Source organism: Pseudoalteromonas sp. MMG005 (genome assembly GCF_018101015.1).
GTDB lineage: Bacteria > Pseudomonadota > Gammaproteobacteria > Enterobacterales > Alteromonadaceae > Pseudoalteromonas > Pseudoalteromonas aurantia.
Genome location: NZ_JAGJEK010000015.1, coordinates 134,182 through 154,808, shown reverse-complemented (window position 1 = coordinate 154,808; position 20,627 = coordinate 134,182). Strand labels below are relative to the sequence as shown.

Sequence of the window (20,627 nt, the reverse complement as noted above, 5' to 3'; positions counted from 1 at the left end):
AATTTAAGTTTTACTCGACGCTGACTGCGTTTTGCTTTGCTAAGTTAGCGTAGCGCTCCGTGTCAGTGGGGTCGCATTATAGGGAGATGCAGAAAAAGCGCAAGCGTTTATTTTCAGAAAAGTGATAAAAACAATGAGTTCGAGCGAATATCACTCGAAAAGCACATTTTTAATACATTAAAAAAAAACCAGCATGTTTTACGTACAAAATAGCGCCGCTTTTAAGTTTACTTTTCAATTTCGAACTTAGGTTAAAGTAGCATGTATTGGCCGTAATCAATTCTCATACCATTAAAGTTAATTCGCTTTCCTGCAAACTAACTCATTAAACTGCTTAAATAACCTCAAGTTTGGATAAGGGTTTTGGAATAGAAAATGTTTTGCAAACAAACTTACGTACAATCAAATGATGATATTTTGTTCAATATCAAGGCGTTTTTATTCAGTAATAGCGGGCTATTACAAATGAAAGCAACGCCGAGAGTGAGAAAAATAGCTTTATTGGGCAAATTCGCTTATCCAGAGCTGAGGTTAAATACATTATTTCATAACGGAACAATGGTGTGCTTTTCTCCTATGAGATATTCGTCGTTCAAATAAAGGATGGACAATCTGCTTTAACTGACGACGATCTTTAAATTTACGCTCTTCTAGCAATGCTTCAAGCTGCTCTATAAAAATAATCGGTTTCATAAAGACACCCCACAATGTACTGTAAAGATAAAAATAGCTCAGCTAAGCACTTTTGCAATATTAGCAATTAAGTTTTCATCTCTAAAAGAGCAATGCACTATAATACATCGACTTTTAAATTAAATGCATTCTAATAACCACATCGGAATAGGTTGTTCGTAAATCATACAATACAGATAAAAGCATATTTTTTGACCATTTATTTTACAATTTATTATCAGGTTTATATACATATAAGGAATACATCAAAGAAGATAAGGATACAACATGAAATCAATACTATGCTTTTCAGTCCTCACATTACCCATAATGGGGTTTGTTCAAGCGCAAGGACAACATCACGAAGCAAAAGCGCTTAGCTCAAAACACACTGCGCGAATTCAAGCAATCACACACTCAGTAATAGCCATAGATCAGAGTGAATTTGTATATAACAACGAATTGCAAAACGAAGACTGGGATGCCTTTTTCTATAGTAATGCACCACATCTATTAGAATGGAAAACAACCTTACTACATTGGGCTGGACACTCTAGCATTAATCCCAAACTTTTATTGGCATTAATGGAGCTACAGAGCAGCGTACTAAGCAAGCCAACTAAATCGAATATATTGTCGCCTTTTGGCACATTAAGCGACAAAGTAGGTTTTGCTGCTCAAATCCAAGATTTAGCACTAATACTGAATCAACGCTTTTACCAATTCGAGCAAGAAGTTGAGAAAAAGCCGTTTCAAAGCCGTACAAACTCAGCTACTGCAAGTTTGCTCAGCGTGCTAATGAGCGCACAGGTCGTACCCTATAACTCTTTACATGAGTTAGTTAGTATATATAACACTCTCAGTAATACTTCCCTCTTACTTTCACAAAACCAAACAGCTAAAATACAGGTTGATTCAAGCAATAGCTTTTATATGAATTTTCCATGGCCTTCAGGCTACGCATGGTATAGCGGCGGTGCCCATTCAAATACGGGTTCAGGCTACCCTTACTCTTCTTTAGATTTTAATAATGGCTCTGGTGGTTGGGGGAGTAACACTCCTTGGGTGCAAGCTGCCCACGGTGGTACGGTAACTCGATACTCGTCATGTAACATACGCGTAACTCACTCTAGTGGTTACGCCACACAATATTATCATATGAGTAATTTACGCTACCAAACAGGGGATGTAATTAATTCTGGTGCGTGGCTAGGTCGTTATGCCAATAGAAAAGACCAAGCACTATGTCAAGGCGGGCAATCTAGTGGACCGCATGTACATTTTTCTTTGCTAAGTAATGGGCGCTTCACATCACTGCATAACTGGTACATCAGCAACTATAGAATAGATGTTGGTAACAGTAATTATGATGACAATTGCCGAAATTTTTATTTTGAGAAAAATGGATATAGAACGTGTGCTTGGAGGGCGCTCTATAAATAGTACAACGTATAAAGGGCTGTTCAAATACAGCCCTTTATTTTAGTTCTTAATTTAGAGCGCGTTCTACTTGATCAAAATGCGCAATCACTTCAACAATTTCAAGCTCCGCATCTTGATAAGCTGTATCAGATTTAAAGCCAAGCTTAGCAATCGCTTGAACTGTTGCTGGGTGCACTAATAAATCTTTTGCATGATAACAAACGGGGTCATCAAACTTCGGGAGTTTACCATCAGCATGATATCCCGTTTCAATTTCTTCTAATGGCAGTGTCGGGATCACATCAGCTGCAGCATCTAGTGCCCCTAAATATGTTTGGCACTGAGGGTATTTCAAGGTAAATTCCGAAATTAATTTACGAGAAGTTTTGACTAAGTTAGCTGAGCTTTGCTCTAATTCTTGAGCCGTATTTTGAGTTCTAATATCTGCTAACAAGGATTTAGCCTGACTCTTATATGCCTGAAGCGTAGTTTCAGCTTTTTCAACAGGTGCCGACTGTACCTGTGCGACTTCTTCCTTTTCTGAACATGCAGTCAAACTGGCTGCAGCTAGCAAAATTACCAACTGTTTATACATAAGAACCTCAAAGTATGATTGAAAACGATTCTCATTATACTCATGTGTCATTTTATTGAAACAAAAAAAGCCACACTAAGTGTGGCTTTTTCAGTATCGATATTAGCGTCTATGGCATAGCGTCTAAATCAGCACCCTCTTTCTCAACTTCAACAGGAATAAGGTCTTCTTTACTCACTCCCATGGCCACTGCAACTGAACTGGCAACATATACCGAAGAATAAGTACCAATAAAAACACCAAACAATAGTGCAGTCGCAAAGCCGTGAATTGTTTGGCCACCCCAAACAAACAAGGCTACAAGCACAAGAATGGTTGTAATTGAAGTAACTAACGTACGGTTAAGTGTCTGCGTCAATGAAATATTAATTATTTCTAATGTGTCATCAATACGTACTTTACGGAAGTTTTCACGGATACGATCTGAGACAACAATCGTATCATTGAGTGAGTAACCTATCACCGCAAGAATGGCCGCTAGTATGGTTAAGTCAAACTCTAAATCTAGAAGCGAGAATAGCCCCATTGTTAAGATCACATCATGGAACAGTGCAGCAACAGCACCAACCGCAAATCGCCACTCAAATCTAAATGCAACATACAGCAAGATACAAATTAAAGCGGTTAGCATCGCTAAACCACCTTGCTCTTTAAGATCTTCACCAACACTTGGACCAACAAATTCAATACGGCGCATTTCAACACTGCTATCAGCTTGTTGTAAGGCTGCAACTAGCTGATTACCAATTTCTTCAGCTTTAACATCATCACCACGTGGTGCCAATCGAACCAAAACTTCTTGGCTGGTACCAAATAATTGTACTGACGCATCAGCAAAACCATTTTCAGCTAATACCGAACGAATTTTCTTTAGATCAGCGGGCTGAGAAAAGCCAACTTCCACTGCTGTTCCACCAGTAAAGTCCAGACCAAAGTTCAAACCTCGTATTGCCATAGACGCAATCGATGCAACAATCAGCAATGCGGAAAATGCCATCGTTAACTTGCGTGCCGACATAAAACGAATGGTGTCTTTCAATTTTAATAACTGCATTTCGTTCCCCTAAATTGAAAGCTTATCGATACGTTTACCACCGATGAAGAAATTTATCACCGCACGTGTGCCAATAATGGCTGTAAACATAGACGTTAAAATACCAATCGCGAGTGTCACTGCGAAACCGGCAATAGGACCTGTACCTACTGAGAACAAAATCACAGCTGCGATTAACGTCGTAATATTTGCATCAAATATAGTACTAAATGCACTGTCATACCCTTGGTGTACCGCCTGCTGCGGACTACGTCCATCTGCTAATTCTTCACGTATACGTTCAAATATCAATACATTGGCATCAACCGCCATACCAACAGTCAGTACAATACCAGCAATACCTGGTAACGTAAGAGTAGCGCCAGGGATCATAGACATTACACCAATGATCAATACTAAATTTGCAGCTAGTGCCAAATTAGCAACCAAGCCAAAACCTTTGTAATACGCCAACATAAATGCTAATACAAACGCAAAACCTAGCACCACGGCTGTCATACCTGCCTCTATGTTCTCTTGACCGAGACTTGGGCCTACAGTACGCTCTTCAACAATTTGGATTGGAGCAACCAATGCACCTGCGCGTAACAGTAAACTTAAGTTATGTGCTTCAGCTGGGTTATCAATACCAGTAATTCGGAATGAGTTATTTAACCGGGACTGAATAGTCGCAACGTTAATAACTTCTTCTACCTTGATAGGCGGCAGTGCTTTACCATTTTCATCTTTTTTGCCCGATGGCTTATATTCAATGAAAACCGTCGCCATCCGTTTCCCTACAGCTCGTTTAGTAAAGGCACTCATTTTTGCACCACCTTTACTATCGAGGCTAATACTCACCTGAGGACGTTGATACTCATCAACACCTGATTGGGCACCTGTGATATGTGTACCAGCTAAAATAACGCGCTTCTTCATGACGACTGGATAGCCATCTTTATGATTAATTACTTCAGTTCCAGGGGGGACTCTACCTTGCGCTGCTGAACGCACATCTGCGTTTTCATCTACTTCACGAAACTCTAGCGTTGCCGTTGCGCCTAATATCTCTTTTGCACGGGCTGTATCTTGTACCCCTGGTAACTGAACAATAATACGCTCAGCGCCTTGGCGTTGAACATTCGGCTCTGCAACCCCAAGTTGGTTAATACGATTACGAATAATCGTTTCATTTTGTTTGATGGCGTATTCACGAATTTCTTTAAATTTTTGCGGTGAAAGACTAGCAAAAAATGCTAAATCATTACTGCTATCATTAATAAATGTATAAAGAGGGTAACGCCCTTTCAGGAAACGCTCTGCTGCATCCCTATCTGCATCACCACGCATTACAACTTGAATACGCTCACTACCGGAAACTCGTCGAACGCTGCGATAACGCAGTTTTTCACCACGTAAATCGCTCTTAAAATCTTGCTCCATGGTTTCTAACGCATTATCTAGCGCAGTGACCATATCTACTTCCATAGTAAAATGTACACCACCACTTAAATCCAACCCGAGTTTCATTGGATTACCACCTAAGTTTTTTAACCACTCAGGTTGAGCTGGGCTCATATTTATTGCAGAAATATACTCTTCACTTAATGAGTCACGCAAAATATCTTGAGCTTTTAATTGCTCTTCGACATTTTTAAAGCGTATTAGCACTTGCCCATTTTCTAACACTGTTGATTTAACAGTGACATTGTTATCGTTAAGTGTTTTATTTACTTGATCTACTACGCTTAAATCAGCACTAGCACCTTTAGTACCAGAAACTTGTATGGCCGGATCTCGGCCATACAAGTTTGGTGAAGCATATAAAATGCCCACCGCTAACACAGCGAGAACAAGTAAGTATTTCCACATTGGATACTTGTTTAACACTGGACTATCCCTTTTTTATTGTTATGTATTATAGCGACTTCATTGTACCTTTTGGTAACACTGCCGAAATTGCTGATTTTTGAACTGTTACTTCTGCTTGATCATTTAAAGCCACAACAACAAAGTCTTTGTCATCAGATACTTTTGATATTTTCCCAACTAAACCGCCTTGTGTTAAAACCTCATCACCTTTGCCTAACGCTCCCATCAAACTTTTATGCTCTTTTACACGCTTCGCTTGTGGACGGTAAATTAGGAAGTAGAACACCAAGCCAAACACGGCTAACATGATCAACATTTCCATACCACCACCTGCAGGTGCTGCGCCTGCCGTGCTTGCATGTGCACTCGACATAAATAAACTCATAATACTTCCTCTTTAATTTTTAAAATTTGCTATTTAATTTGTTGTAGTATCAGCCAGTGGCGGTACTGGTAAATTACGGCGTGAATAGAAATCAGCAACAAATTCATCCAATTTACCTTCACTAATTGCATTGCGCAACCCTTCCATAACACGTTGATAGTAACGTAAATTATGAATAGTATTTAAACGTGCGCCTAGAATTTCATTACATTTATCTAAGTGATGTAGGTAAGCGCGAGAGTACCCCTCACACGTATGACAATCACACTCAGGGTCTAATGGCCCTGTATCTGTTTTATGTACAGCATTGCGGATTTTTATCACCCCGCCTGTAATGAATAAATGACCATTACGCGCATTTCTTGTTGGCATAACACAGTCAAACATATCAATACCGCGACGCACAGCTTCTACTAAATCTTCAGGCTTACCCACCCCCATTAAATAACGAGGTTTATCTTCAGGCATTTTATATGCACAATTGTCCAAAATACGGATCATATCTTCTTTTGGTTCGCCGACTGACAAGCCTCCGAGTGCATAACCGTCAAAGCCTATTTCTTCTAATCCTTTTTGTGATACCGCACGCAGCTCAGGGTACATGCCACCTTGAATGATCCCAAACAAAGCGGAAGGGTTATCACCATGTCCTTCTTTTGAGCGTTTAGCCCAACGCAATGATAATTCCATTGAATCACGCGCTTCTTTTTCAGTCGCTGGGTATGGCGTACATTCATCAAAAATCATAACAATGTCAGACCCTAAGTCACACTGTACCTGCATCGCTTTCTCAGGTGACAACATTATTTTCTCACCATTAACCGGCGATTGAAATAAAACGCCTTCCTCAGAGATTTTACGCATCGCCCCTAAACTAAATACTTGGAAGCCACCTGAGTCAGTAAGAATTGGTTTATCCCAATTCATAAAATCGTGTAAATCACCATGTTGTTTGATGATTTCAGTGCCCGGACGCAGCATCAAATGAAAGGTGTTACCTAAGCAAATTTCAGCGCCGGTGCCTTTTAACTCATCTGGCGTCATACCTTTTACTGTACCGTACGTACCTACAGGCATAAACGCGGGGGTTTCTACAACACCACGGTCAAAAATCAAGCGGCCACGGCGCGCTTTTCCGTCAGTACGATCTAATTCAAATTTCATTATTACCTCAAAGTCGGAAAAACAGTCCAACATAAACAGCTATTAACAGTTAGTCGTTAATAATCAGGTTAAAAAATCTGCTCGATTCTACCTTGTTTATGGGTGCAATTCTAATTATTGGGCCGAAATTTGACTTTTAAAGCAAGTGAAGACTAAAAGTGATGATTTTGTTAACAAGCCCAGTGAGGTCTGGGCTTGTTTAATTACTACTTTTGGGTTTGTTTTGTTAAAAACATTGCATCACCGTAACTGAAAAAGCGGTATTGCTCTTCAACCGCAGTGTGATATGCACTCATAATATGCGCTTGGCCAGAAAATGCGCTCACCAACATAATTAGAGTCGACTCGGGTAAATGAAAGTTAGTCACCATTGCATCCACGACTTGAAACTCATAACCTGGGTAAATAAATATGTCAGTATCACCATAAAACGCTTTTAACTCGCTGTCACTTGCTTTGGCTGCTGATTCAAGTGAGCGTACTGAGGTTGTTCCCACAGCAACAACTCTCCCCCCTTTGGCTTTTGTTCTCGCAATGGCTGCAACCACATTATCTGGCACTTCAATATATTCAGAGTGCATAACATGATCATCTATATCATCTACACGCACCGGTTGAAAAGTCCCTGCGCCGACATGTAGCGTAATAAAAGCAGTTTCAATCCCTTTGTTTTTAATTTGTTCAAGTAGCGCTTCATCAAAGTGTAACCCAGCTGTTGGTGCTGCGACTGCACCAGGTTTCTCATTGTAGACGGTTTGATAGCGCTCTTTATCTTCATCTTCATCAGGTCTGTCGATATAAGGAGGCAACGGCATATGACCAATATCATCTAAAATAGTTAAGACGGTTTGCTCACCCGCAAATTTTAATTCAAACAGTTCCCCATGACGCGCCACCATCGTTGCCTGAGCCTTACCTTCAAGAATAAGTTCAGTGCCAGGCTTAGGTGACTTGCTAGCACGTACATGTGCTAGCACCCTATGCTCATCAAGGACCCGTTCAACCAGTACTTCTACTTTACCACCTGACGCTTTTTGTCCAAACATCCTAGCTGGGATAACTTTTGTATTATTAAACACCATCAAGTCATTCGGTTCGAGCATGTCGATAATGTCTTTAAAGGTTTTATGATCAAGCTGGCCACTATTACCGTTTAAGGTGAGTAAACGACTACTTGTTCGTTCTTTTTTAGGATGACGAGCAATTAATTCATCTGGTAATTCAAAGCTAAAATCAGCAACGCGCATGGCAACTTCTCTCAATATCTTAATTGGCGCCAAGTCTAGAGATCCTAAAAGCCTAAATCAAGTGCTTGTAACCTTGCAAAAATAGCATTAACCTAGCCTGATTGCTGGCTGCTGACAAAAAAGCGCAACGCACCAAAGGAGTTGGATATGCGAGTTACACTAGATAGCCAATTAGAAACAATTACTTGTGACATTACTATAACTAGAGGTACGGATTGTTACTAAAGACTGACATGGGTTTAAGGTTGTAACCATGGCAAGACAACTTAACTTGCTAATTGTGAACGCGAGCAATGAAGAACGCTGCGCGATAAAACAAACACTCTCTAATTTAGATGTGTTTCAATTCATTGAACGTGCAGATAGCCAAGCTGCTTTACAAGTATTAAAGAAACAAGCGGTTGATTTGATCATAACGGGGTTAGATGTCGGAAAAATAGATGGCTGGCGCTTCGCTAGGATGATCCGTTCAGGGTTACTTCAAACCCCAAAAAATACGCCGATTGTTCTCATACCGCCGATTTATTGCGAGCGCATTGCCGAAACAACCGCCCGCAGCTACAGTATAGATGCAGTATTACCATTCGAACGCCAAGAGATGTTGCCTCAAGTTTTAGCCAATGTACTATCGACACATTTAGAAAAAAGTAGTCGTTTGGATCTATTATTACTCGAAAGCGATACCCAAAGAGCCAATGAAATTTGCCAACATTTGGCACTTAACTTCTCGTGTACACATGTCACAACAGCTAATGCCGCGTTATCGCAATTTTTACAACATCAATACTCCATAGTACTACTGGACGCTACAGCCACCCGTGCTGAAGCGGCTAAAGAATTAGTTGATAGTATTTTAGAGCATAATCCCAACCAAGCAATCGTCACGATTATCGACAATAAAGACGCTGATTATGCTGAGCAGTTACTACTTCTGGGTGTCACTGACTTTGTTCGTGCACCATATGATATTTCTATGCTCGGCAAAGTATGTGATCATGCCGCTCGACGCGAAGATTTCATGGTGAGTTATGCCGAGTTTGCCGATAAGGTCTCTTTGTTAAGTCGCAGTGAACATCGCTATAAAGAACTTTTTTCAGCACATCAGCGTATCTTGTTACACTTAAACACCGTAGTTATGGAACTGGATACACAAGGCCATATACGTTTTATAAACCCAGCTTGGGAGTCTCTCTCTGGGTACCGAATAAAAGCGAGTATTGGTAAAGGGTTGTGTGATTATTTTGGAATAGAACATCAAGAGACATTACAAAAAACACTTGGTAATATCTTATCTGGTAAGTTACAACATGCTCAACTAGAGCTTAAGCTTGTTCACCAACAAGCACACAGTATATGGACAGAATGCCGCTTTCAATTGATAAAAAATAGTACCAATCGAGCTACAATCACTGCTACTTTAGACAATATTCATGAACGTAAGCAAGCTGAATTACAACTACGCCACCTTGCGCTACATGATACTTTAACAGGCTTGCATAATCGCTATTATTTCGATCAGCAATTGCAGTTGTTATGCAGTAAAGTTGAACCTGACTCGACAACCGAGCACGCCCTTTTATATATAGATTTAGATCACTTCAAAATCATCAACGATAGTAAAGGCCATCAACAAGGAGATATCGTATTAAAAGAAGTGTCACAACTATTTGGCAGCAATATCGATGATGAACATTTAATTTTCCGTATCGGCGGTGATGAATTTGCAGTCATTTTAAAAAATATTAATTTACTTGACGCCCATTTAGCAGCAGAAAGTATCTGTGTTGCTATCGAAAAACATATTTTTCATTCAGAAGAGCATAGCTATTCAATTAGCTGCTCTATTGGACTGACACAAATAACCCCCAGTAACCATGATGCAAATGAGTGCCTTAAACAAGCTGACATTGCACTTTACATAGCAAAAAATTTAGGTCGTAACCTAGTACATTGCTATAACAAGGAAGACGCTCAAAATAATACATTGCAGACGGGACTTGAGTGGGGCCACAGTGTGAGGCAAGCACTGCAAAATAACCATATCGAACTACATTATCAAGCTATTTGGGACTTCAAAAAGAACACGGTTGCTTACTATGAAACCCTCCTGCGTCTAAAAATTAATGATGAACTCGTTTATCCAAACCACTTTATTCCCGCTTTAGAGCTGCTCAACGATACTTTCCTCATGGACAAGTGCGTAATTAAACAAGCCATTAAAGACGTTGCAGAGCATCAGGAGCTCAATCAAATTGCCATTAACCTCTCTGCACACTCTTTCTTAGATGAGCGCTTATTACCACATATACAAGCGTGCTTGATTGAATATCAAGTGCCTGCTGAACATATTATATTTGAAATAACTGAATCAGCGAGTATTAACAACTTAAACGCAACACAAACCATGATAGCTAAGTTAAACCAACTTGGTTGCCACTTTTCGATTGATGATTTTGGTACTGGATTTAGCACTTTTAGCTACTTAAAACAGTTGCCTGCGCAGCACGTTAAAATTGATGGATCATTTGTTCGAGATATGCTTAATGACCCCATTGACCTCGCATTGGTAAAAGCAGTACATGATATAAGTCATTCATTAGATAAACGTTCTGTCGCTGAGTATGTTGAAAACATTGAGATTTTTTTAGCCCTTAAAGACATTGGTGTCGATTATGGTCAAGGCTATTTCATTGCTAGACCAATGCCTATTTCAGCATTAAAAGACAATTTAGAAACTATTTTAGCCAGTAAAACAAGTTGATAAAAAATAATTGCAAGGGCCCTCTTTTCCTTGTCAAAAAATCATCTATAATTACTCTAATGTGAAGATGTCCACCTAAGTTATTGATTTATTCTTTTCTAGTGGACATTCAATGGATTGAGCTACATCGCACTATGGATATCGAGGAGTGTTATTATGCTACTACTGATTTCATTTTTATTGACGGTTCATTTTATCGTCGCACAGCAATGCTACCGTATCTCACTAAATAAAGGTTACCCGAACAAGCTGTTTATAACACTTGCACTAATACCTTACTTCAATTTAGTGGTGTGGGTATATTTATTGTTTTTACCAAATCTCAATAGTGCTAGGAACTTTGAACAGCCACTATAAGTGATCTATTAACGTTAGTTAGTCTCTTTAATGGGTGCGTGATGCACCCATTTTTTATTTTGTTTACTTACACTGTTCAGAAACAAATACACCTACTTGCTCACTGAACAGTCTAAAGTCACGAATTCGACCTGTAGTTTTTCGCCACAATAATCCAATTTCGCGATAGGCATCTGCTTGAGAAGCTTTTGCCGTCATGTTTTTTCCATCTAAAATGCCCGCATTAATTGCCATTTTAGGCAAAAACGTCACACCATTTTGATACTCCACCATACTTAATAAGGTATGCAAATTTGCAGCTTCAAAGGGGTTTATACATGCACTTCGATTTAAATGGCATGCGCTAAGTGCATGGCCTGTCATACAGTGCTCCTTTTCTAGTAAAAACACACTTTGTTCTGGCAATAAATTAAAATCTTCAACGCCGTCGGCTACGAGATACTCTTTGTGGTGCACCAGAGAAAAGTGATCTTGCGCTAAAATTTGAGTGTGAAATTTGTCAGTATGATAAGGCAATGCAAGCATGCCCATATCAATATGACCATGCTCCAGCTTATCTAACAGGCGATCACTGGTGTCTTCGACCAAAACAAGTTGTAACTGCGGGAATTGTTGTTTACAGAACTGATATAGTGGTGCAGCAATAAAGCTCGCAATAGTAGGGATCACGCCTAAAGTAAGCTTGCCAGATAAAGGGTGTTTATAACTTTTAGTTAATTCTTTTACGCTCATCGTATCCGCAATTATTTTTTTTGCACGAACAACGACCTCCTCTCCGATATCAGTAAACATCAGACTGCGATTTTCTCGTTCTATGAGTTGACACCCCAGAGTTTCTTCCAGTGTTTGAATCGCGCTACTTAGTGTCGATTGACCGATAAAGCATGCTTCAGCAGCTCTGCCAAAATGCTGGTGTTGATGCACTGCGATTAAATATTGAAGTTGCTTGATACTAGGTAAGTTATTCACTGTATAAAACTTTGCTACGGCTTGAGATAGATAGTAGCAGTATAACCTTGATGCCAGGCAAGGAAAACAATTTGCTTATATCAATTGCTTAAAGTGCACTCCTAGATATATGGGTAATATTTTAATATGATTAACACATTTTTATTTGAGGGTGCCAACTAGGCAAAAAATGCCAACTTGAAGAACCGTGACTTATACGCGATTAAAAAATAAAAAGACCCCAATACCTAGAGTATTGAGATCTTTTCAAGCTAAAAGTCTGTTTTATTAATTACACGCCAAATGCGGTTCTTAATATGTAGAATATAACAATAGCAAGGGCAGCGCCAACTGGCAATGTGATTACCCAAGAAACTACAATGTTTCTTACCACCGACATATTCAATGCCGCAATACCACGTGCCATACCAACCCCTAACACCGCACCAACCAATGTTTGTGTAGTAGAAATTGGAAGACCAGTTCCTGAGGCGATAACAACGGTTGAAGCAGCTGCTAATTCAGCGGCAAAGCCTCGGCTAGGTGTTAAATGTGTGATCCCTTCACCAATTGTTTTTATTACTTTTTTACCTAAAATGGCTAGACCTGCAACAATACCGAACCCGCCTAAAGGTAAAATCCACCAAGCAATTGCCGCTTTCTTAGCAATTTCCCCATTGTTTTCAACAATGTTAACAACAGCAGCAAGTGGACCAATCGCATTAGCAACATCATTTGAACCATGTGCAAATGCCATACAACAAGCCGTCAATACCATTAAGATAGCGAATACTTTCTCAACGTTATTAAATTGCATTTGTTTATCAGCTTGTGGATCCATCTTCATACGATCTATCACAAACTTACCGATAATACCGATGACAACAGCAATACCGATAGCCAAAGCATAACCCTCAAAAGTGCCTAAGTTAATGCCTATGTGCTTCAAACCCTTTTTGATCGTTACCAAAGACATAACGAAGCCGGCAAGGCCCATATAGATAGGCACAAAGCGTTTTGCATTCTTTAGTGGCTGCTCTGTGTCAAATATGAGTTTCTGCGCACTCATAAATATGAGATAAGCAATAAAACCTGATATTGCAGGAGTCACAATCCAACTGCCCACAATTCCCGCAACTTTGTCCCATTGAATCGCTTCACTACCTACCGCAACTAGGGCAAAACCAATAATGGCACCAATAATCGAATGAGTTGTTGATACAGGCCAACCCAGCACTGACGCCAGTAGTAACCATGTTCCGGCTGCAAATAGTGCTGAGATCATACCTAACACCATCAGCTCAGGAATATCCGCAAATGGCGCGGCATCAATGATCCCTTTTCGGATTGTTGACGTCACTTCTCCACCAGCCAGATACGCACCAGCGAATTCAAAGATCATAGCAATAATAATTGCTTGCTTAATAGTTAGTGCTTTAGAACCAACCGAAGTACCCATCGCATTGGCAACGTCATTCGCACCAATACCATAAGCCATAAAAAAACCCACTGCGGCAGCTAAAAGCACCAACATGGTACCGTAGGATGCAATGATATCCATTGTAAAACCTTACTTTTTTAAAACTATTATCTTTAGATTAACGCGCAAGCATTACTTCTAATCTCGAACCAACACGTTCTGCAATATCTGCAAGCTCACCAACCCATTCAATGATTTTATATAAAAACATCACATCAATTGGATTTAGTTCACTTTCAACCGCTCGTAATTCTCGGCGGATTATTATTTGCATATCATCCGTGTCTTGCTCAATTGCATCCAACTCAACTAACATTTTTTCTACCAAGGTCACTTCGCGACCTCTAAAACCGGTTTCCAATAGTTCGTCAAGTTCGTTGATTGCTTTCGATGCCTGTTTTGTAGCATCAACACAACGTTGCAAGTAGGTAAGGAAGTAAACTTGGATAGACTCAGGGATCTCCATTTCACGTCCAACAACGCGACCTGCGATGTCTTTCGCTTTATTGGCGATTTTGTCTTGGTGGGTAATTAATTCCAATAGATCTGTTCGTTCTACTGGCATAAAAAGACCACGAGGAAGCTGTAAACGTACTTCACGTTTTAAAACATCTGCTTCGCGCTCTAGATTGCGGATCTGAACTCGTAGCGCTTCCGCTTCTGTCCATTCCCCTTTGAAAACATGATTAAAAAATGGCACCAAAGACTTACTCGCCTCATGTACTATTTTAATGTGTTCTTCCACTGGCTTAATAGGAGATTTTGCAAATACTCCTAAAAACGCGTTTGTAGGCATAATTGACCCTTAAATCATATTTATATGCTTTGCAGCACGAATTTTACAGCATTAAGCGCTATTGTGAACGGATTTTTATCTATAAGATGATTAAGTCGTGCATAATCGAAATTATGCACGCCTGAAAAGATAGCTCGGTATTAAAGAGATTTTTCTATATCTTCTTGAGATGTATGACGAATATCTTTTCCATTCACAAAATAAATTACGTATTCTGCAATATTTTGACACCGATCTCCAATCCGCTCTAAAGAACGCACAGACCAAATTAAATCCATAATTTTGGGTATTGAGCGTGGATCTTCCATCATATACGTCATTATTTGACGTGTTAATGCTTCATATTCTCTATCTACCTTTGCATCTTCTTTGTGTACTTCAAACGCTTTTTGTACATCCATTCTTGCAAAAGCATCAAGTACATCATGAAGCATTCGAGAAACCTGGCGGCCCATATTATCAATATTCAGCAGCAAATCTTGTTGATCTTTCGTAAACGAGTCTAACGCTACACGTGCAATCCTTTCCGCTTCATCACCAATACGCTCTAAATCTGCGATAGTTTTAGCAATCGCAACAACCAAACGTAAATCACTCGCTGCCGGCTGACGCTTTGCAATAATACGTGTGCACTCTTCGTCAATGTTCACCTCCATTGCATTGACTTTATAGTCATTTTCACTGACTTTACGCGCCTTCTCGGCGTCGCAACTGTTCACTGCATCTAATGCAAGATTGAGCTGTTGTTCAACTAAGCCACCCATACTTAATACATGGTTACGCACATTTTCCAGCTCTTCGTTAAAACGACCTGAAATGTGTTTATTTAAATTATGTTCCACTCTCATTCTCCTAAAAACTGATGCGCTTAACCGTAACGACCTGTAATGTAATCTTCTGTTTTCTTCTTTAATGGCGTCGTGAATAAAGTATTAGTATCCGCATATTCAATCAACTCCCCCATGTACATAAAGGCAGTTTGATCAGATACACGCGCAGCCTGCTGCATATTGTGCGTTACGATGACAACCGTATACTTGTTCTTTAAATCATTGATGAGCTCTTCAATGACCAATGTTGAAATGGGATCGAGTGCTGATGTAGGTTCATCAAGTAATAACACTTCAGGTTCGATTGCAATAGAACGCGCAATCACTAAACGCTGCTGCTGACCACCAGATAAACCAAACGCGCTATCATGTAGCCTGTCTTTTACTTCATCCCAAAGTGCAGCACCTCGTAACGACTTCTCTACAACTTCATCCAATTTACGTTTATCTTTTATACCCTGTAAACGAAGGCCATACACAACATTTTCATAAATAGATTTAGGAAATGGGTTCGGTCGTTGGAATACCATGCCTACATTTCTGCGCAATGCGGCAACATCTACACGCTTATCATAAATGTTTTGCCCGTGTAAGATAATTTCGCCTTCAATGCGACATGTATCAACCAAATCATTCATACGATTAATACAGCGAAGTAACGTTGACTTACCACAGCCTGATGGCCCGATGAACGCGGTAACCTGTCCTTTTGGAATAAGCATGTTCACATTACTAAGAGCTTGCTTGTCGGCATAGTAAAGATCGAGGTTCTTGATCTCCAGTGCGGTTTGCTCTGGAGACAAGTTTGCTAAATCTAATTTCATTTGGCCATTGGCCTGATTAACTTCTGGAGCTACTGTAATCATGTTTTTTACCTACTTAAAATCTTTACTATTAATGCTCAAGTGATCTGAACTTTTCACGCAAATGGTTACGAATACCGATTGCTGTAATATTGAGTGCTATGATCACCGACACTAACAAGAATGCGGTTGCATACACTAACGGCCTTGCAGCTTCTACGTTTGGACTTTGAAAACCAACATCATATATATGGAAGCCTAAGTGCATAAACTTACGATCTAAATGTATATATGGAAAATTCCCATCCAACGGCAAGGTTGGTGCCATTTTAACAACACCTACTAACATCAATGGCGCAACCTCACCTGCAGCACGTGCTACGGCTAAAATTAACCCAGTCATAATAGCAGGGCTTGCCATTGGTACAATAATACGCCACAGGGTTTCTGCTTGTGTTGCGCCCAAAGCCAAGGAACCATGACGTACTGAGCTTGGAATTCTAGATAACCCTTCTTCTGTTGATACAATGACAACAGGTAACGTTAATATTGCCAGTGTCAATGCAGACCAAATGACACCTGGTGTACCAAACACCGGACTTGGTGCAGCTTCAGGGTAAAATAGCTGGTCTAATGAACCACCTAACACGTACACGAAAAAGCCTAAGCCAAATACCCCATAAACAATAGAAGGTACACCTGCGAGGTTTATTACTGCAATTCTAATCATTTTAGTTACTGCATTTTTCGCAGCATACTCATGTAAATAAATCGCCGCAACCACACCAAATGGCGTCACAATTACTGCCATTAGCATAACCATAAATACCGTACCGAAAATAGCAGGAAATACTCCCCCCTCGGTATTGGCTTCACGAGGGTCATCACTCACAAATTTACCAAGTTGAGACAAATAATGTACAACTTTTGCAAATGTACCCATATCATTTGGAAACCAAACATCTAACACCTGATAAATGGGTAGTGTAACCAACTCACCGCGCATATCTCTTACAACAACTTGATCACGTTTTGCTTGATTACGCAGTTCAAATAAACGCTTTTCAAAAACCTTATACTCCTCACGCAATGCAACTCGTTGCGCTTGTAAATCAGCAACTCGTTCATCGGTTAATGCGTTATCGAGCTCATAGCCTTTTTCTTTTAAACGTAACCTTTCAAGTTCATAATTAATATGGCCAATGTCGCCATTTTGTAGGTCGAGTGCTTCATCGTTAAGGTCAACGGCGCGCTCAACTAATTCGTGAAGTTTATCAACAGACTGATTTTCGACAACTTGACCATTTTCAACGATATGATCAACGTACCCATAAAAGTTACCATTTTTACTACGCTCGAATACGGCCAACTTGGCTGGCATTGACTGCTTCATAATATCGGTAGAAAGTACCCATCTAAAATCAAGCTCTACGTACTCTCGGTTACCCGTTTTTACAAGTATACGTTCTATATCTTCAGCATCAAATGCCGATAGATCATAACCTGCCGCCTCTAATCGAGACTTTGGCACCATTTCTCTGTCATAGATTTCACCTATAACAGTTTGCTTTGCAACCGAACCATTGAGTTCTAATTCAACAACCTCTGATGGCCAGAAAAAGCTCAAGCCTTTCCATGCGATCATCGCTAATAGCCCAAGTACCGATATTAAACTGATACTAACGGCACCACCTGTCATCCAGATCCATGGAGAACCTGACTTAAACCACTGCTTTACCATGTCATGAACTCCCGTAATTACATTGAGCTGTATTTTTCACGTAACTGCTGACGAACAAACTCAGCAATCGTGTTAAATACAAAAGTAAAAATAAATAGTACAAATGCAGCTAAAAATAGAATGCGGTAATGTGAACTACCCACTTCTGATTCTGGCATTTCAACTGCAATATTGGCGGCCAATGTACGCATGCCTTGGAAGATGCTCCAATCCATAATAGGTGTATTACCGGTTGCCATTAGTACAATCATTGTTTCACCCACTGCACGACCTAGACCCATCATGACCGCTGAGAATATACCTGGACTCGCTGTCAGCAACACCACCCTAACCAACGTCTGCCACTGAGTAGCACCGAGCGCCAGTGAACCATTTGATAAGTGCTTTGGCACACTAAATACCGCATCTTCAGCAATTGAGAAAATAGTGGGAATAACAGCAAAGCCCATCGCGATACCAACTACTAACGAATTGCGCTGATCAAATGTCATTCCCAATTCATTGGTTAAATATTGGCGAACATTGCCATCGAAAACATACTCTTCTACACCACCACTTATCGTAAAAGATAACCAGCCAACCAATAACACGACCGGAATAAGTATGATTGAATGCCAGCCATCGGGTAGCAAATGACGTATATTCTCCGGCAATTTAGTCCACAAGAATGCGGTTGCTATCATCGATAGCGGTAACAAAATGAGTAATGCGACGATTGCGGGTAAGTGTATTTCTATGAGTGGCGCTAACCATAATCCTGCTAAAAACCCTAAAATAACGGTTGGTAGTGCTTCCATTATTTCAACCGTTGGCTTAACAACTCGACGTAATTCGCTCGACATAAAGTATGCGGTGTAAATAGCTGCAGATAGTGCAATCGGTACTGCGAACAACATGGCGTACATTGCCGCTTTAATCGTACCAAAAGAAATAGGTACCAAAGAAAACTTTGATTCAAAGTCATCTGAGGCGGACGTAGACTGCCACGTATAAGCTGGTTCTGGGTACCCTTCATACCATACTTCTTGCCACAATGCAGACCATGTTACTTCAGGGTGTTCGTTATGAATATCAAATATGGATAGCTTATCATCTGTAATAATCAACGCCGCATTTGATCGCGGAGATACAGCAAAAGCGTCAATGGCACCTTGGCTGACTTTACCTTGCCACAAATGCGCTTGGCTCGTTGTATAATAAAGCCCTAAATCACCACTATCCGTTGTTGTAAAGAAGGTACGACGATAAAATTCACTATGGATATCAACATTGCTGTTTTTGCTCGTTTCAAACGCGCGAATTTTATTAAACTGGCGACCATCATCTGTATTAATTTCAAACCACTGGGAAACTTCACCATTATCATTTGCGAGCATGAGAGAGTTAGCACCGGCTAATAAAGTGGTGCCTACTAAATTGGCATTTTCTTCATTTGCAGCCAAAATTTGGAGCTGTTTAACATCACTAGGATCGCGTGTATCAAATATGTAAACTTGATTTGCTGAACGAATGAATGTCCGTGTTGTGTCTGGTGACATAAGCAACTCATCGATGCGGCTGTCAACTGCCAACTCTGTGCGCTCAATCACCCACTCAACTTCTCCACTGAACATATTTTCTTCCGCGGTAAAAGAAGCAAATATAACGCGCTTATCACTCGTTAATGCAACCACGGCTGTTTTTTCTTCGTAATGACTAAACGCTAAACGTTCAATGGCGTGACCTTGTTCGTCCACTAATAATTGCTGACCATCTAGCGGATAGCTCAAGCGTGGTGTAATGACCCGTTCGTTGCCAGGAAAAGTTACTAAGAAAGAAGGGCGTACCAATTGAACTTGGCCATTATCAAGTCCATATGCATATTGCCCCAAAAAAGGAGCACTTTTTGCGAAGCTCGTAACTTGCCCATCTAGATTCGTTGCTAGACTTTTCAATTTTTTACCTGTATTGGCACCTTTAAGCTGAAAAAAGTCCACCCCACCGGTTTTATTCAATAGGTAAGCAATTTCTGTTTGTTCTTCTACGCCAATACCAACATATTGTTCAGTATTTTGCAGTACGATGTCGACACGTTTCTCAACTTTAGCTGACTCCAAAATTGGTTGTACAACATACAATAAATAGAAGAAGATCATCAACAAAGCGATCAAAACCATTACCCCACCAGCGGTAATGCCATATTGTGCGAACCGATCTTTTAATAGACGGCTTCTATCCGTTTTAAAAGACGGTTGCTGCGGATTTGAAGACATCAAAACACCCTTTTATCTTAAAGTTGCGCGCATTATATTTCATCAAGATGACAATTATGTTACACCGTGCATGTTACATGAAGCTAGGTATAACATCATGTTTTTAGGTACGGATTTTTCAACCGGAAAGTTGCATAAACTGAAGAAATAAGATTGACGTATAGCAGTTTGCATTTGTTTACATTTCAGCGTTGAATTTATTGGACAACCACAAACACTGAACTAATCTATAAATGCATTATCTACCTTAGTAGGCTATGTATAAGGAT

Annotated in this window: 17 protein-coding genes; 3 read left to right on the top strand and 14 right to left on the bottom strand. The window is 40.1% G+C overall.

Annotated elements, in window-relative coordinates; all coding sequences use genetic code 11:
* Positions 1-540: 540 nt before the first annotated feature.
* On the bottom strand, positions 541-693 hold the full coding sequence (locus J8M01_RS13535) for a hypothetical protein (RefSeq protein WP_192505807.1): 153 nt from the start codon (positions 691-693) through the stop codon (positions 541-543).
* 267 nt (positions 694-960) lie between these two features.
* Between J8M01_RS13535 and J8M01_RS13530 the strand changes: the two genes are divergently transcribed.
* On the top strand, positions 961-2,115 hold the full coding sequence (locus J8M01_RS13530; protein WP_211058356.1) for a M23 family metallopeptidase: 1,155 nt from the start codon (positions 961-963) through the stop codon (positions 2,113-2,115).
* Between the two features lie 46 nt (positions 2,116-2,161).
* Here the strand turns inward: J8M01_RS13530 and J8M01_RS13525 are convergent, their stop codons facing one another.
* The 6 genes from J8M01_RS13525 to queA all read right to left on the bottom strand — a co-directional run bounded on the left by J8M01_RS13525 (position 2,162) and on the right by queA (position 8,390).
* Positions 2,162-2,689 carry a hypothetical protein gene (locus J8M01_RS13525; protein ID WP_192505809.1) on the bottom strand — a complete coding sequence of 176 codons (528 nt, stop codon included), beginning with the start codon at positions 2,687-2,689 and terminating at the stop codon, positions 2,162-2,164.
* Between the two features lie 109 nt (positions 2,690-2,798).
* Positions 2,799-3,743, bottom strand: coding sequence for a protein translocase subunit SecF (gene secF / locus J8M01_RS13520; RefSeq protein WP_192505810.1), 945 nt, complete (start codon positions 3,741-3,743; stop codon positions 2,799-2,801).
* 9 nt (positions 3,744-3,752) lie between these two features.
* Complete coding sequence (gene secD, locus J8M01_RS13515; protein WP_192505811.1) at positions 3,753-5,612, bottom strand: protein translocase subunit SecD; 1,860 nt, start codon at positions 5,610-5,612, stop codon at positions 3,753-3,755.
* Positions 5,613-5,640: 28 nt separating this feature from the next.
* Positions 5,641-5,979 carry a preprotein translocase subunit YajC gene (gene yajC, locus J8M01_RS13510; RefSeq protein ID WP_010364031.1) on the bottom strand — a complete coding sequence of 113 codons (339 nt, stop codon included), beginning with the start codon at positions 5,977-5,979 and terminating at the stop codon, positions 5,641-5,643.
* Positions 5,980-6,012: 33 nt separating this feature from the next.
* The gene (gene tgt / locus J8M01_RS13505; RefSeq protein ID WP_192505812.1) at positions 6,013-7,143 is read right to left on the bottom strand and encodes a tRNA guanosine(34) transglycosylase Tgt; all 1,131 of its coding nucleotides are present in this window, start codon (positions 7,141-7,143) and stop codon (positions 6,013-6,015) included.
* 206 nt (positions 7,144-7,349) lie between these two features.
* Positions 7,350-8,390, bottom strand: coding sequence for a tRNA preQ1(34) S-adenosylmethionine ribosyltransferase-isomerase QueA (gene queA, locus J8M01_RS13500; RefSeq protein WP_211058361.1), 1,041 nt, complete (start codon positions 8,388-8,390; stop codon positions 7,350-7,352).
* A gap of 253 nt (positions 8,391-8,643) precedes the next feature.
* Between queA and J8M01_RS13495 the strand changes: the two genes are divergently transcribed.
* On the top strand, positions 8,644-11,151 hold the full coding sequence (locus J8M01_RS13495; RefSeq protein ID WP_211058355.1) for an EAL domain-containing protein: 2,508 nt from the start codon (positions 8,644-8,646) through the stop codon (positions 11,149-11,151).
* Between the two features lie 156 nt (positions 11,152-11,307).
* Positions 11,308-11,508: a hypothetical protein gene (locus J8M01_RS13490; RefSeq protein WP_192505814.1), complete on the top strand. Its 201-nt coding sequence runs from the start codon at positions 11,308-11,310 to the stop codon at positions 11,506-11,508.
* 63 nt (positions 11,509-11,571) lie between these two features.
* Here J8M01_RS13490 and J8M01_RS13485 read toward each other — a convergent pair whose 3' ends face one another.
* The 7 genes from J8M01_RS13485 to J8M01_RS13455 all read right to left on the bottom strand — a co-directional run bounded on the left by J8M01_RS13485 (position 11,572) and on the right by J8M01_RS13455 (position 20,358).
* A complete protein-coding gene (locus J8M01_RS13485) occupies positions 11,572-12,477 on the bottom strand; it encodes a hydrogen peroxide-inducible genes activator (RefSeq protein WP_192505815.1) in 906 nt (301 codons plus the stop codon).
* Between the two features lie 271 nt (positions 12,478-12,748).
* Positions 12,749-14,017 carry an inorganic phosphate transporter gene (locus J8M01_RS13480; RefSeq protein ID WP_192505816.1) on the bottom strand — a complete coding sequence of 423 codons (1,269 nt, stop codon included), beginning with the start codon at positions 14,015-14,017 and terminating at the stop codon, positions 12,749-12,751.
* A 37-nt stretch (positions 14,018-14,054) separates the two neighbouring features.
* Entirely contained in the window at positions 14,055-14,732 is a 678-nt protein-coding gene (locus J8M01_RS13475) for a TIGR00153 family protein (protein WP_192505817.1), read from the bottom strand.
* A 140-nt stretch (positions 14,733-14,872) separates the two neighbouring features.
* The gene (gene phoU / locus J8M01_RS13470; protein ID WP_192505818.1) at positions 14,873-15,574 is read right to left on the bottom strand and encodes a phosphate signaling complex protein PhoU; all 702 of its coding nucleotides are present in this window, start codon (positions 15,572-15,574) and stop codon (positions 14,873-14,875) included.
* 26 nt (positions 15,575-15,600) lie between these two features.
* Positions 15,601-16,428 (bottom strand): phosphate ABC transporter ATP-binding protein PstB, encoded by an 828-nt coding sequence (gene pstB / locus J8M01_RS13465; protein WP_192505819.1) that lies wholly within the window; start codon positions 16,426-16,428, stop codon positions 15,601-15,603.
* A 28-nt stretch (positions 16,429-16,456) separates the two neighbouring features.
* Complete coding sequence (gene pstA, locus J8M01_RS13460) at positions 16,457-18,106, bottom strand: phosphate ABC transporter permease PstA (protein WP_210996560.1); 1,650 nt, start codon at positions 18,104-18,106, stop codon at positions 16,457-16,459.
* A 17-nt stretch (positions 18,107-18,123) separates the two neighbouring features.
* Entirely contained in the window at positions 18,124-20,358 is a 2,235-nt protein-coding gene (locus J8M01_RS13455) for an ABC transporter permease subunit (RefSeq protein ID WP_211058354.1), read from the bottom strand.
* Positions 20,359-20,627: the final 269 nt, after the last annotated feature.

Coding starts and splice junctions, on each gene's coding strand:
- tgt (WP_192505812.1), bottom strand. CDS start 7,143: ATGAAATTTGAATTAGATCGTACTGACGGAAAAGCGCGCCGTGGCCGC.
- J8M01_RS13490 (WP_192505814.1), top strand. CDS start 11,308: ATGCTACTACTGATTTCATTTTTATTGACGGTTCATTTTATCGTCGCA.
- J8M01_RS13495 (WP_211058355.1), top strand. CDS start 8,644: ATGGCAAGACAACTTAACTTGCTAATTGTGAACGCGAGCAATGAAGAA.
- pstB (WP_192505819.1), bottom strand. CDS start 16,428: ATGATTACAGTAGCTCCAGAAGTTAATCAGGCCAATGGCCAAATGAAA.
- J8M01_RS13525 (WP_192505809.1), bottom strand. CDS start 2,689: ATGTATAAACAGTTGGTAATTTTGCTAGCTGCAGCCAGTTTGACTGCA.
- J8M01_RS13475 (WP_192505817.1), bottom strand. CDS start 14,732: ATGCCTACAAACGCGTTTTTAGGAGTATTTGCAAAATCTCCTATTAAG.
- pstA (WP_210996560.1), bottom strand. CDS start 18,106: ATGGTAAAGCAGTGGTTTAAGTCAGGTTCTCCATGGATCTGGATGACA.
- J8M01_RS13535 (WP_192505807.1), bottom strand. CDS start 693: ATGAAACCGATTATTTTTATAGAGCAGCTTGAAGCATTGCTAGAAGAG.
- yajC (WP_010364031.1), bottom strand. CDS start 5,979: ATGAGTTTATTTATGTCGAGTGCACATGCAAGCACGGCAGGCGCAGCA.
- J8M01_RS13455 (WP_211058354.1), bottom strand. CDS start 20,358: ATGTCTTCAAATCCGCAGCAACCGTCTTTTAAAACGGATAGAAGCCGT.
- J8M01_RS13480 (WP_192505816.1), bottom strand. CDS start 14,017: ATGGATATCATTGCATCCTACGGTACCATGTTGGTGCTTTTAGCTGCC.
- secF (WP_192505810.1), bottom strand. CDS start 3,743: ATGCAGTTATTAAAATTGAAAGACACCATTCGTTTTATGTCGGCACGC.
- J8M01_RS13530 (WP_211058356.1), top strand. CDS start 961: ATGAAATCAATACTATGCTTTTCAGTCCTCACATTACCCATAATGGGG.
- queA (WP_211058361.1), bottom strand. CDS start 8,390: ATGCGCGTTGCTGATTTTAGCTTTGAATTACCAGATGAATTAATTGCT.